This is a genomic window from Streptomyces sp. NPDC001709 (assembly GCF_053596375.1).
On the sequence record NZ_JBSFGB010000035.1, the window covers coordinates 22,186 to 36,193 of the forward strand.

The 14,008-nt window shown below is 73.1% G+C and carries 11 protein-coding genes and 1 pseudogene; 7 read left to right on the forward strand and 5 right to left on the reverse strand.

The features are described 5' to 3' along the window. Positions 1-13: 13 nt before the first annotated feature. Positions 14-985: an O-antigen ligase family protein gene (locus ACWC0C_RS36890; protein WP_450868649.1), complete on the reverse strand. Its 972-nt coding sequence runs from the start codon at positions 983-985 to the stop codon at positions 14-16. A gap of 403 nt (positions 986-1,388) precedes the next feature. Here ACWC0C_RS36890 and lnt point away from each other — a divergent pair, with 403 nt between their 5' ends. The 4 genes from lnt to ACWC0C_RS36910 all read left to right on the forward strand — a co-directional run bounded on the left by lnt (position 1,389) and on the right by ACWC0C_RS36910 (position 6,450). Beyond that, positions 1,389-2,999, forward strand: a complete 1,611-nt coding sequence (gene lnt, locus ACWC0C_RS36895; protein WP_450868650.1) for an apolipoprotein N-acyltransferase — start codon at positions 1,389-1,391, stop codon at positions 2,997-2,999. Between the two features lie 105 nt (positions 3,000-3,104). Further along, a complete protein-coding gene (locus ACWC0C_RS36900; RefSeq protein WP_450868651.1) occupies positions 3,105-3,584 on the forward strand; it encodes an NUDIX hydrolase in 480 nt (159 codons plus the stop codon). A 54-nt stretch (positions 3,585-3,638) separates the two neighbouring features. Continuing rightward, positions 3,639-4,454 (forward strand): 3-hydroxybutyrate dehydrogenase, encoded by an 816-nt coding sequence (locus ACWC0C_RS36905; protein WP_449199725.1) that lies wholly within the window; start codon positions 3,639-3,641, stop codon positions 4,452-4,454. A 76-nt stretch (positions 4,455-4,530) separates the two neighbouring features. Then, positions 4,531-6,450, forward strand: coding sequence for a helix-turn-helix domain-containing protein (locus ACWC0C_RS36910; RefSeq protein WP_450868652.1), 1,920 nt, complete (start codon positions 4,531-4,533; stop codon positions 6,448-6,450). Between the two features lie 141 nt (positions 6,451-6,591). Here the strand turns inward: ACWC0C_RS36910 and ACWC0C_RS36915 are convergent, their stop codons facing one another. After that, complete coding sequence (locus ACWC0C_RS36915; RefSeq protein WP_450868653.1) at positions 6,592-7,971, reverse strand: MFS transporter; 1,380 nt, start codon at positions 7,969-7,971, stop codon at positions 6,592-6,594. 341 nt (positions 7,972-8,312) lie between these two features. Between ACWC0C_RS36915 and ACWC0C_RS36920 the strand changes: the two genes are divergently transcribed. Further along, the gene (locus ACWC0C_RS36920; RefSeq protein ID WP_450868655.1) at positions 8,313-8,480 is read left to right on the forward strand and encodes a hypothetical protein; all 168 of its coding nucleotides are present in this window, start codon (positions 8,313-8,315) and stop codon (positions 8,478-8,480) included. A gap of 30 nt (positions 8,481-8,510) precedes the next feature. Here ACWC0C_RS36920 and ACWC0C_RS36925 read toward each other — a convergent pair whose 3' ends face one another. Then, positions 8,511-8,705, reverse strand: a complete 195-nt coding sequence (locus tag ACWC0C_RS36925) for a hypothetical protein (protein WP_450868656.1) — start codon at positions 8,703-8,705, stop codon at positions 8,511-8,513. 102 nt (positions 8,706-8,807) lie between these two features. Between ACWC0C_RS36925 and ACWC0C_RS36930 the strand changes: the two are divergent. Both ACWC0C_RS36930 and ACWC0C_RS36935 read left to right on the forward strand, forming a co-directional pair. Further along, positions 8,808-8,894 (forward strand): annotated as a pseudogene (locus ACWC0C_RS36930) (WD40 repeat domain-containing protein); the annotation flags it as partial. 64 nt (positions 8,895-8,958) lie between these two features. After that, complete coding sequence (locus ACWC0C_RS36935) at positions 8,959-9,165, forward strand: hypothetical protein (protein ID WP_450868658.1); 207 nt, start codon at positions 8,959-8,961, stop codon at positions 9,163-9,165. Between the two features lie 271 nt (positions 9,166-9,436). On the opposite strand, the gene ACWC0C_RS36940 is transcribed toward ACWC0C_RS36935, so the two are convergent. After that, on the reverse strand, positions 9,437-12,910 hold the full coding sequence (locus ACWC0C_RS36940; RefSeq protein WP_450868660.1) for a hypothetical protein: 3,474 nt from the start codon (positions 12,908-12,910) through the stop codon (positions 9,437-9,439). Continuing rightward, entirely contained in the window at positions 12,907-13,980 is a 1,074-nt protein-coding gene (locus ACWC0C_RS36945; RefSeq protein ID WP_450868662.1) for a hypothetical protein, read from the reverse strand. The genes ACWC0C_RS36940 and ACWC0C_RS36945 overlap by 4 nt, the downstream gene beginning before the upstream one ends. Positions 13,981-14,008: the final 28 nt, after the last annotated feature.

A 14,008-nucleotide genomic window follows, 5' to 3' on the forward strand; every position in this document is an offset into this window, starting at 1 on the left:
GACATGACACCGCTCAGAGCCGGGGATCCGCGGCCTCGCGCGCCCACGGCCGTGCCGTCGCCCACCCGGCCAGTAGCCCCGCGCCCACGGTCACCGTGGTGAAGCTGAGCGCGTTGCTCACCGCGGCGAACCCGGCCAGCGCCGTCAGGGCGGCGCCGGCGGTCAGGGCGACCGGGGTGGAGCGGGGGCTGCGCCAGAGCGCGTGCAGCACCCAGCAGAACGCGGCGACGAACAGGCACACCCCGACCGGGCCCTGCTCGGCCGCCAGCTGGAGCAGAGCCGAGTGCGGCCTGCCGCCGGCCGACAGCGTCTGCGGCGCCGTGCCACCCAGCTCCCCGAACCGCCCCGGGCCGACCCCGAGACCCCGGTTCCGGCCCGCCAGCCGCAGGGCGTCCTGCCACAACGCCACCCGCTGCACGCTCAGCCGGCCGTCGAGCACCCGGGCGAGGCCGCCCGGCAGCACGTTTGCGGCGAGCGCCCACATGGTCCCGGCCACCAGGGCCGCCGCCACGCCCAGACCCAGCAGGCACCCGCCCCGGCGGGACACCGCGCCCGCGGCGAGCGAACACAGCAATACGGCCGCACTCGCCACGCAACCGGCCGGCGACCCCAGCACGGCGCCGGTCAGTACGATCCCGGCGGCCAGCACCCGCAGCAGCAGCCGCAGCCCTGGTACGGGCGTCGCCCAGGCGGCACAGCACGCGGCACCCGTGGTCAGCGTCAGCAGAGCGGCCGTGCCACCGGCATGGCCGAGCGGGGCGGCGTACCGGGGACCGGCGGAGAGCCCGGGCAGGACGGCGGCCAGCGCGACTCCGGCCGCCGCACCGGCGCATGGCGCGGCCACCGGCAGCAGTGCCCCGGAGACCCGGCCCACGGCATGACCGGCGGCCACGGCGAGCACCGCGAGGAGCACGCCCTCGGGCCGTCCGTCACGGGCCGCCGCGGTGATCAGCGACCAGCCGGCGCAGGCGCCCAGCAGGATCATTCCCGCCCCGTCAGAAACGTTTCGCCTGACGTCGGCCGCGTCCATACCGGTCGCGGGCCTCGTCTCCGTCGACCCCACCGCCGCCCCTCGTCCCCGGTCCCCGACCCCTGCCCCAGGCCACGGCCGGGCATGACACCGGATCCGGCCGCACTGCCGAGGCTGGGCTCACCGTAGCGGCTGATGACCGGTTTGGACACGAGATGCGGCGGAAAGTCGCGGTGGAGACGGGTGCCGGGGTGCCGGGGGGCTTTGTGTGTGCGGTTGGTGCGGGGGGTGCGGAACGGCGCTTTCCGCCCGGCCGGCGGGGGAGGGCGGCGACCAGCGACAACCGCGTCCGGCCGAGCCGGTCCCGCCGTCGTACCGCGCTGTCGGGGGCCCAGGAAGCGGCCGTACACTCACCCGGGTGACCGTCACCGCAACTTCCGTGGACCAGCCGGACCAGCTCCAGCCGTCCCCCGCGACCGGCGCGTTCCGCGGCCGGCTGCTCCGCCTGGTCCCGGCCGTGGCCTCCGCGCTCTGCGGAGTGCTGCTGTACGTCAGTTTTCCGCCGCGCACCCTGTGGTGGCTGGCGCTGCCCGCCTTCGCCGGCTTCGGCTGGGTGCTGCGCGGCCGTGGCTGGAAGGCGGCCCTAGGCCTCGGCTATCTCTTCGGGCTCGGCTTCCTGCTGCCCCTGCTGGTGTGGACCGGCGTGGAGGTCGGCCCCGGTCCCTGGCTGGCGCTCGTCGCCATCGAGGCGGTCTTCGTCGCCTTGGCCGGCGTCGGTGTCGCCGCCGTGTCCAAGCTGCCGGCCTGGCCGGTGTGGGCCGCCGCGCTCTGGATCGCGGGCGAAGCGGTACGCGCGCGTGTGCCCTTCCGGGGCTTCCCCTGGGGCAAGATCGCGTTCGGGCAGGCGGACGGCGTCTTCCTGCCGCTCGCCGCGGTGGGCGGCACACCCGTGCTCGGCTTCGCGGTCGTGCTGTGCGGATTCGGCCTGTACGAGGCGGGCCGGCTGATCGCCGAGCGGCGCCGCACGCATGCCGTACGGCGCGGAGCCGCGGCCGCCGCGCTGCTGAGCGTGGCCGTCCCGGTCGCGGGCGCGGTGGCCGCCCGGCCGCTCGTGAGCGACAAGGCCGAGGACGGCACCCGGACCGTCGCGGTCATCCAGGGCAACGTGCCGCGCTCCGGGCTGGAGTTCAGCGCCCAGCGGCGGGCCGTGCTCGACTACCACGTGCGTGAGACGCTCAGGCTCGCCGCCGACGTCAAGGCGGGGAAGACCCCGAAGCCGGACTACGTGCTGTGGCCGGAGAACTCCTCCGACATCGACCCCTTCGGCAACCCGGACGCGGCCGCCGTGATCAACGGGGCCGCCAAGGCGGTCGGCGTGCCCATCTCGGTCGGCGGGGTCGTCGAGAGGGACGGCAAGCTGCTCAACGAACAGATCCTGTGGGATCCGGCCAAGGGGCCGACGCAGACCTACGACAAGCGGCAGATACAGCCGTTCGGCGAGTACCTCCCGCTGCGCGGCTTCGTCGGCGCGATCAACAAGAACTGGACCGGCATGGTCCGGCAGGACTTCAGCCGCGGCAGCACGCCGGGCGTGTTCGACATCGACGGCGCCAAGGTGGGCCTCGACACCTGTTACGAGGCCGCCTTCGACTGGGCCGTGCGGGACACGGTCACCCACGGCGCGGAGATGATCTCCGTGCCGAGCAACAACGCGACCTTCGACCGCAGCGAGATGACCTACCAGCAGCTCGCCATGTCACGGATCCGCGCCGTCGAGCACAGCCGCACCGTCACCGTGCCCGTGACCAGCGGCGTCAGTGCGGTCATCATGCCGGACGGGAAGATCACCCAGAAGACCGGCATGTTCGTGCCCGCCTACCTCGTCCAGAAGGTTCCGCTGCGCACCTCCAAGACCCCCGCGACCGAACTGGGCATCCTCCCGGAGATCGCTCTGGTGCTGGTCGCCGCGGGCGGTGTCGGCTGGGCGATCGGGTCCGGGCTGCGCGGCCGGCGCACCGGTGGCGCGTAGCCGTACGACGGGCACACGCCCCCTGAAACGGCACCAACGGCCCCTGAACTGCCAGGAGAGCGCGGGCCCGGCAGAGCACGGGCCCGGCCGGTTAGGGTCGGGCTCATGGCTACTCCTGACTTCATCCGCACGCTCCGGGCCTCCGCCGGCCGGCAGCTGCTCTGGCTCCCCGGGATCACGGCGATCGTCTTCGACGACGAGGGCAGAGTGCTGCTGGGCCGGCGGACCGACACCCGCAAGTGGTCGGTGATCGGGGGTATCCCGGAGCCCGGCGAGCAGCCCGCGGCCTGTGCCGTGCGGGAGGTGTTCGAGGAGACGGCGGTGCACTGCGTGGCCGAGCGGGTCGTCCTCGTCCAGGCCCTGGACCCGGTCACCTACCCCAATGGTGATCAGTGCCAGTACATGGACATCACCATCCGCTGCCGGGCCGTGGGCGGCGAGGCCCGGGTCAACGACGACGAGTCCCTGGAAGTGGGCTGGTTCGCGGTGGACGCGCTGCCCGATCTCAACGAGTTCGGCCGGGTCCGGATCAAGCAGGCCATGTCTGACGGCCCCACATGGTTTGACCCTACGACTGTCGGCTGAAGTATGGGTGGTCACCACATGTGGTGATGGGTGGGCTCCGCTTAGGGTCGGCACATGACCTCGTCCAGCCTCCCGACCGGCCTACGCCCGCAGCCCCTCGCCCTCGACCTCGGCGGCCGCACCGCCCTCGTCACCGGTGCCGCCGGCGGCATCGGCCGCGCCTGTGCGCTGCGGCTCGCGGCCGCCGGTGCGCGGGTGCGGGCCGTCGACCGGGACGCGGCCGGCCTGGCCGAGCTGGCCCAGCACGCGGAACAAGCCGGTGACCTCCCGGGAACGGTCGTACCGCACGTCGTGGACCTCACCGACCTCGACGCCGCCGAACGGGCCGCCGCGGGCGCCGACGTGCTGGTCAACAACGCGGGTCTGCAACTCGTGCGCCCCATCGAGGAGTTCCCGCCCGAGATCTTCCACACCGTGCTCACCGTGATGCTGGAAGCGCCGTTCCGGCTCATCCGCGGTGCCCTGCCGCACATGTACGAGCAGGGCTGGGGCCGGATCGTCAATGTGTCCTCCGTCCATGGGCTGCGCGCCTCCGCCTTCAAGTCCGCGTATGTGGCTGCCAAACACGGTCTCGAGGGCCTGTCGAAGACGGCCGCTCTGGAAGGGGCCGCCCATGGGGTGACCTCGAACTGTGTGAACCCGGCCTATGTGCGCACCCCCCTGGTCGAGAAGCAGATCGCCGACCAGGCGCAGGCCCACGGCATCCCCGAGGAGCGGGTGCTGTCCGAGGTCCTGCTGAAGGACAGCGCGCTGCGGCGGCTCATCGAACCGGAGGAGGTCGCCGAGGCCGTGGCCTATCTGTGCAGCCCGCAGGCGTCCTTCGTCACGGGCACCTCGCTGGTGCTCGACGGTGGCTGGACGGCCCACTGAAGCGCCCGGCACCGCCCGGCCCGGGAGTTTTCCACAGGCCTGACCGGCCGGGCGGCCGATGCGGAATCCTGTGACCATGTCTCGCGATCACGTTCAGCCGGCACCCAGCGGCAGCATCGAGGCCCCGTACCTCGAGCTGCTGGCCCGCGATGCCTCCACGGAGGCGTACGAGCAGCCGGCGCTGCTCGCCCGGGCCGAGGGCAGACCGGCCGAGCGGATCGCCGCGCTGGAACAGGCCAAGCTGCTCGCCCTGCGCGTCCGCGCCGAGCTGGAGGGGCGCCGCCGGCGCGAGGCGGAGCTGTCCGCGCTCTTCGAGACCGCCCACGACCTCGCGGGCCTGCGTGATCTGGACGCCGTCCTGCAGGCCATCGTGCAGCGCGCCCGCTCCCTGCTCGGCACGGACGTCGCCTACCTCACCCTGAACGACCCGACGCGCGGCGACACCTACATGCGGGTCACGGAGGGCTCGGTCTCCGCCCGCTTCCAGCAGCTGCGCCTCGGCATGGGCGAAGGGCTCGGAGGCCTCGTCGCCCAGACGACCCGGCCGTACGTCACGGACGACTACTTCAAGGACGCCCGCTTCCAGCACACCCTCACCATCGACGCCGGCGTCCGCGACGAGGGCCTGGTCGCCATCCTCGGCGTGCCCCTCATGCTCGGCCCGCACGTCATCGGCGTCCTCTTCGCCGCCGACCGCAGGGCACGTGTCTTCGAACGCGCCCAGATCGCCCTGCTCGGCTCCTTCGCCGCGCTCGCCGCCGCCGCGATCGACACCGCCAACCTGCTCACCGAGACCCGCGCCGCCCTGGCCGGCCTGGAGCGCGCCAACGAGATCATCCGGGACCGCAGCGGCGTCATCGAGCGCGCCTCCGACGTCCACGACCGGCTCGCCGAACTCGTCCTGCGCGGCGGCGGGGTGCACGACGTCGCCGCCGCCGTCTCCGAAGTCCTCGATGGCACGGTCGAGTTCGCCGAGGCCGACGCCGCACCGGCCAAGGCGCTGGAGGCGTCCCGCGCCGAGGGACACGCCGTACGGCACGGCAGCGACTGGATCGCCGCGGTCGCCGCCGGCGGCGAACTGCTCGGCGCGCTGGTCCTGCGCGGCCATCCCGGCCTCGACCCGGTGGACCAGCGCACCCTGGAGCGCGCGGCGATGGTCACCTCGCTGCTCCTGCTCGCCCGCCGCTCGGCGGCCGAGGCCGAACAGCGGGTGCGGGGCGAGCTGCTGGACGACCTGCTGGACGCGCGCGACCGGGACCCACGCCTGCTGCGCGAGCGCGCCGCCCGGCTGCAGGCCGACCTGGACGCCACCCATGTCGTCCTCGCCGCACGCCTCGACGGCCCGGCGGCCGACGCCGACGAGGAGGCCGCGGCCCGCCGTCGCCTGTGGTCCGCCGCCTCCCACCTCGCCGCGACCCGGCACGGCCTGGCCGCCGCACGCGACGGCGGCACCGTCCTGCTGCTGCCGCTGGGCGCCGGTGACTGCGCCACCGACCTGGCCCGCCGCATCGCCCGCCAGCTGGGCACGGCCGTCCACCAGCCCGTCACGGTCGGCGCCTCGGCCCCGGTCACAGGCCTGACCACCCACCCCGAGACCGTCGCCGCGGCCTACGCCGAGGGCCGCCGCTGCCTGGAGGCGCTGCATCTGCTGGGCCGGGCCGGTGAGGGCGCGGCGGCCGAGGACTTCGGCTTCCTCGGCCTGCTCCTCGCGGGCGAACGGGACATCGCCGGCTTCGTCGACCGCACCATCGGCCCGGTCGTGTCCTACGACGAGCGCCGCGGTACGGAACTGCTGCGCACCCTGGACGCGTACTTCGCGTGCGGGATGAGCCCGGCCCGCACCAAGGACGCGCTGCACGTCCACGTGAACACGGTCGCCCAACGGCTGGAGCGAGTGGGCCGGCTGCTCGGCGAGAACTGGCAGACCCCGGAACGCGCCCTGGAGATCCAACTGGCCCTGCGACTACACCGGTTGGCGGCCCCGGACAGACGCTGACCCCCGCACGGATGTGCCGTACGGGGGCCCGGCAGTGGATGTGCGCGAGGAAAGCCACGCCGGCCGGGCGGAGCCGCAGGGGCCGGGCGGACCGACGTCCGGTCTGGCGGACCGGCGTCGGATCGGGCGGACCCGGGCCGATCAGGCCGTCCGTGCCTTCGCGGCGGGGCTCGCGCCCGCGGACTCGCCGCCCTCGGCCTCGTCGCGGGCGAGATCCCGGTGCCGCGTCTCCCGTGCGATGCCCACGGCGACCAGGGTCAACACCGCGGCGGCGATCACGTAGAGGGCGATAGGGGTGGAGCTGCCGTACCCGTCGAGCAGCGCGGTGGCGATGAGCGGGGCCGGCGCGCCCGCCGCCACGGAGGCGAACTGGGCGCCGATGGAGGCGCCCGAGTACCGCATCCGGGTGGCGAACATCTCGGCGAAGAAGGCGGCCTGGGGTGCGTACATCGCGCCGTGCAGCACGAGCCCGACGGTCACGGCGAGGACCAGGTATCCGAAGGACCCGGTGTCCACGAGCGAGAAGAACGGGAACATCCACAGGCCGACACCGGCCGCGCCGAGCAGGTACACCGGCCGCCGCCCGACCCGGTCGGACAGGGCGCCCCAGGCCGGGATGACGGCGAAGTGCACGGCGGAGCCGATGAGCACCGCGTTGAGCGCGGTCTGCTTGGAGACACCGGCCGAGGTGGTGGCGTAGACGAGGATGAAGGCGGTGATGACGTAGTAGCTGATGTTCTCCGCCATGCGGGCGCCCATCGCCACCAGCACGTCCCGCCAGTGGTGCCGCAGCACGGAGACGAGCGGCAGCTTCTCCGTGTCACCGGCCGCCCGCCGGGACTCGGCCCGCTCCAACGCCTCCTTGAAGACGGGCGATTCGTCGACGGAGAGACGAATCCACAAGCCGATGAGCACGAGCACCCCGGAGAGCAGGAACGGAACCCGCCAGCCCCAGGCCCCGAAGGCGTCGTCGGAGAGCGTGGCGGTCAGCAGTGAGAGCACGCCGGTCGCGAGCAACTGCCCCGCCGGCGCGCCGGTCTGCGGCCAGGAGGCCCAAAAGCCACGCCGCCGCGCGTCCCCGTGCTCCGACACCAGCAGGACGGCACCGCCCCACTCACCGCCGAGCGCGAATCCCTGGACGAGCCGCAGGAGGGTGAGCAGCACGGGCGCGGCCGACCCGACCGTGGCGTGTGTGGGCAACAGCCCGATGGCAAAAGTCGCCCCGCCCATCATCACCAGGCTCAGCACGAGCAGCTTCTTCCGCCCCAGCCGGTCCCCGTAGTGCCCGAACACGAGCGCCCCCAGCGGACGCGCCGCGAACCCGACGGCATACGTCAGGAACGACAACAGCGTCCCGACGAGCGGATCGGAGTCCGGAAAGAACAACTTGTTGAACACCAGCGCGGCGGCAGACCCGTAGAGGAAGAAGTCGTACCACTCGATGGTGGTGCCGATGAGGCTGGCGGCGACGATGCGGGGGAGGCTGGACGGGGCTGGTGGAGCGGTCGAGGGGGAGGACATCGGCACCACTTCCTGGCGTTTTGAACGGGGACGTTTGCGTGTCGCCACACCGTAGGAACGGGCAGGTCAGAGGCGTATGTGGTGGGACACCATAGTTCTGGGCGTGGGAGTGCGTGCGCCCACCATGTGGGCGCGGCCGGGGCAACGGAGGAAGACCGTCGGGTGGCTCGCACCGCAGCGCGAGCGCCGCAGCGCTGGGTCAAGTCGTCACGGGTTCCAGCCTCAGCCGCCGGATCGGCCAGGGGTGCCTCGGCCGGGACGAACCAGACCCGGACGTTCACCTCGGTGCGGACGGGCAGGAGGGGGGAGTCGTTCTCGGGGTGCTCGGTGAGGTGCAGAGCATGGCGCGGCCCAAGTGCCGGGCGGCGTACGCGTCGAAGGCAGCCGCGTCCGAGAGCTGGCAGACCGTCGCGACCACCTCGCGGGTCCCCGACTCCGGCCTGAAGCCCGGACCTCGCAGCAGCAGGACGTCGTCGTTGTCGATCATGGTGGCGTTGGCCGCGTCCTGACGAGGGTGTACTGGCGGAATTCGATGATGCTCATGCGTCGGCCGACCCCGTGCGGCTGAGGTCCGTGATCCAGTTGAGCTCCCAGGTACGGCCGCCGTCGCCGGAGAACTCCTCCGGGTGCACTTCACCTGGTACCGCCTCGGCCCGGACGCTGCCCGCTGAGATCGGCGCCCCGAACGGCGTCAGCGAGGCGAAGGCCTCGGAAACCACACTGAGCCCGATCACGCGCCGGACTGCCCAAGGTCCAAACAGCCTGCCTGGCGGTGACGTGCTGCCTGCGGTAGGAACAGCAGGTGTCCCGCACAGGGTTCCGAAAGCCGTGCCGTCTTCACTGGACATACCGGCGGCGTGACCTCTGTGTCGTTCAGCCCTGACGGAACCATGCTGGCCACCGGCAGCCGCGACCGCACGGTCCGCCTGTGGGATGCCCTGCCGGGGGGCCGATGCCACGGGGAAGACCGACAACACCGCGACGTCCATGGTCTTCACCGCAGACGGCCGCGCGCTGGAAACCGGCGACGCCGCCGGGAGAGTCAGCACTTGGGACATGCACCTCCAACAGACACGCAGCACCCACACCGTCGCCTCCGCCGGCATAGCCAGTTCAGTGAGCCTGCCTCAAGACAGTCATGTGATAGCGGCCTTGACCAGCGACGACGGCGGCAGCGTGCTGTTGCTTTTGTGACGGCGGACCTCAATCATGACGGGCGCGTCCTTGCCACCGGCGACACCGGTGCGCCCGTACGACTGTGGGACGTATCCCCCCTCACCGTACGCTGAGGGGGCGTCAGCCCGAACGGAGTGATTGCCAGGATTTGCCGCGCCCTGCACCGGGGGCTCAGTGAGCAGGAACGAGCCGAGCATCTCCCGGGCCGACCGCAGTATCGAGTGTGCACGGACTCGCAGGGTCGGCCACAAGCCCTACCCGCGAAGTTGCCTGTCCCCGGTGCCGGGCGTCAGGCAGTGGGCGTCCTGCTCCACAGTCTGAGCAGGACCCGTTCCGGCTGCTCGCCGCCGGACAGCATGCGGGCTGCGCGCGGCCAGGTCTCCTGGGGCAGGGCGTACTCCGTGACCAGGCGGTAGATGGTGGGTCCTGGGCCCGGCAGCATCAGCAGTTCGCCCAGCAGGCGGGCCTCGGCCGGCGCGGCCTCGGTAGCGAGGACGAGGTCCAGCGCGTCGGAGCCGAACCGTTCAACGAGCGCCAGCCCGTCTTCCCCCGCCGTCAGCAGCCACGGCGTGAGGACTCCGGCGTGTGCCCCGTGCTTCTCGCGCTGCTCCACGAGCAGGCGCAGTACGCGCGGGCCTGAGCCGCCCGCGAGGAGCGGCAGCCAGCGCGGGCCCCACACCGTCACCGCCTCGGCGGTGCCGGGCAGGCGCTGCTCGACGACGGCCGCGGTGACCGCGACCCGCGGGCCGAACCGCGTACCGACATTGAGCACGGCCTCCAGGGAGCGGGTCGCCAGCTCACTGGTCAGCGGGGCCAGTTCGGCGAGCATGCGGCGCTGCTCGGGGCTGAGGCGGTGTCGCTCAGCGAACTGCTGTGCCACCACGCCCAGTCCGTCGCGTAGCAGCGTGCGCAGCGCCTGCGCGGGGTCGGCGGCGTAGAGGATCAGTGGCAGCTCGCGGCGCGCCCGGGGGTCGAGGGTGGCCTTGGGTTCGGCAGCGTACAGTCGCAGCAGGGCGGCGCGCTGTTCGGGGCTGCTCAAGGTGGCCAGCAGGGGCAGCAGGACCGGGTCGGCGGCCAGCGCGTCGGTCGTCCCCGGGGCCGCTCCCGGGCCCATCACGGCGGCGGCGACCCGCTGTTCCAGCCGGGGGCCGTGCACGGCCCAGGTCCGGATCTTTCCGGGGCGGGAGATGACGTTGCCGAGGACCCAGTCCAGCTCCTCGCCGCGCGCCAGCTGCCAGCGCGACCAGGCGACCGCGGCCGCGGTGTCCAGCGGCTCGGTGTGCTCGGCGCGTTCGTAGTCGCGTTCCTGGAAGGCGGTCAGGACCTCGTCCGTCGTGCGGCCGATCCCGTCGGCGTACCCCTTGATCCGGCTCATGGACCGCTGGTCCAGGCCGAGTTCGAGGGCGTGCCGCAGACCCTCGGTGCCGTACTCCGCGAGGGCCGCCCGGGTGTCGGGGAAGCCCGCGACGATCTCGGCGATGTCCAGGTCGCCCTGTTCGGCCAGCCAGCGGGCGGCGAGGGCCGGGTGGGCGCAGACGACCGGCCAGTCGGCGGGTGCCGTGCCGAGCAGTGCGCGCACCGCGTCGTGCCCGAGGACGTTCGCGTCGGCGGCGATCTGCGACAGCACCCGGGCGTCCACCGCTCCGGTGGCGTCCTGCTCCACGACCTGTACCCAGCCGAGGCCGAGCACGCCCAGGTGCTCGGGCTGGCGCAGCCCGTCCAGCAACCGCCGCCACATCTGCGGGGTGTAGCGGGACAGCAGGTCCAGGTCGTCGCCCTGGAGGTGGGGCCGCAGCAGGTCGAGCAGCTCGGGGTCCTCCAGCCGGCCGGCGAGGAACTGGAGGCTCGGGGCGGGGATCTGGGAAAGCAGCGAGACCAGCGGGTCGTCCATCTGGGTGACGGCGGCGGCGAGCCGCTCCGGCTCCACCTCCGGTACGGCCGTGCACAGCCGCCCGTAGAGGCCGACGCGGCGGATGCCCGGCCGCTCCCGCAGCGCGTCGTCCATCGACAGCCCGTCCGCGCCTACCGGCCTCCGTGCGTCGAAGACGTCGGCGAGCCGGCCGGCCACGGGCAGCAGACGGCGCGCGGCCTCTCCGTACAGGTCCTCCTCGGCGGGGCCGAGCAGCGCCGACATCAGGCAGTCGCGGAACACCGAACGGGGAACGCCCGACAGGGCCGTCACCAGGCGGCGCATACCGGCCTCGTCCAGCTGGCGGTTGCGTTTGCGCATGCCGGGCGTGTTCTGCCGGGACCGTACCGCCACCAGCAGTTCGGTGTTGGTGCCGAAGCAGTCGGCCATCCGGTCCAGCAGCATGCCGCGCTCGCGCGGCCGCATCCGGTCGGCGCCGCCGAGCTTGAGGGTCCAGCCCGCGGCGAAGGTGCGCCGGCGGATCGCCTGGCCGGTGCTGCGCCGGCGGGCTGCCGGAACGTTGGGGTCCTGGAGGAGTTCCTCCGAGTACTGCTCCAGGGCCGGGTCCGTGAGATACGGCAGCTGGTCCGCCGGCCGGCCCGCGATCTTCGGCGGGGTCAGGGAGAGGTCCTCGGGGTCGATCTGGTCGACGTTCCCAGCGCGTTCCCGCTGCAGGCGGCGCAGGGCGGTGCCGCCGATCCGGCCGGCGATCACCACGCGGGCGTGCGGTGCCGCCTTCGCTGCCAGGCAGACCCGGTCCACCAGTTCGTCCGGCCGCACCAGCACCCAGCCCGCCCCGGACAGCAGGGTCGCGACGCGCGTGTTGAGCCGTCGGCCCTCGAAGGCGGCCAGCGCGATCACCTTCGGGCCGTGGTCGTGCAGCAGGCCCAGGCGTAGCGCCTCGGGGTTGATCTCCCGGCGGGAGCCGCCGCTGTACTGCGCGACGTCGTCGTAGACCAACAGAGCCTCCGCCTCGGTGATGTCGGCGCGGGCGCGGGCCTGTTCCTCCGCGCGGGCCTCCTGAGCCAGGGTGTCGGCGAGCTGTCCGGGCCGCAGCGTGGGGACGCGGCGGAAGCCGGCCGCCCGCAGATAGGCGCCGAGGTCGGCCGGGCCGTCCACCGAACCCCAGGCGCCGGGGGGCAGCCCGCAGGCCATCCAGCCCGCCAGCCGGATCAGGGCGCGGACCTGGACCTCCCGCCAGCGGACGAACGCCTCGTTCCCGGTGGCCGCGGTGGGCAGGTCGCTGCCGAGCAGCAGTGCGGTCGGCAGGGACATGCCCTGGATGCCGGGCATGCGGCCCTCGGAGGGGATGTAGCCGTGCCGGCCGATGCCGGCCAGCATCATCGAGCCGGAGTTCACCACGAGGTGGTCGGGCGACAGCTCGATCGGGACGAACCCGGCGCGCGCCATGTCGTCCAGGGCGCGGCCGAGCGGCACCAGGGTGCGCAGCGCCCCGGACGGTGTCCACCGGTGTCCGGCAGTCAGCATGGCGTCGAGGTCGTCGCGTTCGCGCAGGGCGCGCAGTGGCACGGACGAGGCGCCCGGGGCCCAGGCCGTGATCAGCGCGGGCGGCAGACCGGGGTGGTCGACGAGGTCGAGGAGCGCGGGCGTGACGGGGTTGCCGGCGGCGAGCAGCGCGGCGGCCTGGCCGCGCTGTCTGCGGTTGGGGAAGACGCGCAGGGCGCCGTAGACGTCAGCCTCCTCGTCCTTGACCATGCGGGTGGCTCGGATCGCGGCGGCACCCGCCGAGCGCAGGTGTCCGGGGCGCAGCTGCACGGTGTGCGGCTCCCAGAAGCGTCCGGAGCGGCCGGGGATCCGGGGCAGGAGCCGGCCGAGGGTGGCGTCGGAGGTCATCGGGGACTGCCTCCCAGCGTGCGGAGCGCGGACTGCAGGACGGTGGCGCTGCGGGCGCGGGCGAGGTCGATGCGGACCCGGTCGACGGTGGCCAGCCGGAACTTCCGCGCCGACAGGCAGGTGGCGAGGGCGTTGGTGAGCACCGGCCCGTAGTTGAGCGAGGTGAGGTACTTCCGGCCGGGGGCGCTCGCCTCGAAGTCCTCCGCGTACAGCTGGCGGTACTGCTGCGGATCGAGGCGTTTCAGCGCGGCGGCGTGCGCGAGGGTGGCGCCGAGCATGTAGATGTCGAACCGCACATTGGCCTCGCCCCGCTCGGCAGACTCGTCGGAGCCTTCGGGGCCGGGCGGCGCGTACGCCGGGGTGGTGGTGGAGATGTAGTCGCCGACCTGCACGGCGGCGTCGTAGTCGATCAGCACATAGCGGGCCGGCGGGCCGAGGACGAGGATGTTCTCCGGCTTGACGTCGGCGTGGATCCAGCCCTTGGACGAGGTCTTCCCGTTGTGCCGCTCGGCGTGCAGGGCGGCGAGGGTGTTGCACAGCTGCTCGGCGAGGTCGAGGAGTTCGTCCTCGGTGAACCGGCGCTGCTCCTTGGCCCTGGCCTCGATCTCGTCTTCCAGGGTGCGCGAGGCCCCGCCCCGCTGGCCGATGAACTGCTGGACCAGGAAACTCTCGGGCGGGACCGGATCCGGGTGCCGGCCGGCGGCGATCAGGGACGGGGAGGGCTGGGATTCCACGCTGATGACAACCGGGCACTGCTGGGTGAGCTGGGTGGCCTGGCGGACGGCGCGCAGCCCCTGCCGGCGTTGGTTCTGCTGGACGGACAGCGCGTTCTGGACCAGGCGGGGGTCGTCCAGGGCCGTCTCCGACCACCACATGCCCTTGATCACGACCTCGCCGCCGGACCAGCGGTCCTCGGCGAGCACAATGTATCCCTGGCCGGCCTTGGCGAGCAGCCGGCGCGTGATGAACCTGCCGTCCGCCCCGAAGTCGGCGGGTATCCAGGCTCGCCGCGGCGAGCCCTTCTCGTCGGCGGTGTCGGCATGCTCCCAGTGCGGTACGAACTCGTTCACACGTCCTCATTCACAGGTCGGCCACCAC